The 219-nt window shown below is 30.6% G+C and carries 1 protein-coding gene; it reads right to left on the bottom strand.

Annotated elements, in window-relative coordinates:
* Positions 1-219 (bottom strand): transposase zinc-binding domain-containing protein (locus ACK2WN_RS12495; RefSeq protein ID WP_416155714.1); only part of this gene is annotated, 219 nt, incomplete at both ends.

Raw genomic sequence — 219 nt, 5'->3', positions numbered from 1 at the left:
ATACCTTATATGCAGTATCTTGTAAGTCTTTTAAAAGCTCTCGCTTTCTATAGAAATATACTCTTAAATCCTCTGGAATTGTAAAAACTGCATGTCTATGAGAAACATCAATCATATTTTCTACCTGTTTTTCTGCCCATTCCATAGAATATTTTCTACCACATTTTGTACAAAATTTACTTTTACAAGTGAATCCTTGAATATACTCCTCTCCACAAT

Origin of the sequence: Peptacetobacter sp. AB800 (assembly GCF_047807365.1) — a bacterium.
GTDB lineage: Bacteria > Bacillota > Clostridia > Peptostreptococcales > Peptostreptococcaceae > Peptacetobacter.
The sequence above is the reverse complement of the archived record's forward strand: the minus strand, read 5'-3'. Positions and strand labels throughout refer to the sequence as shown.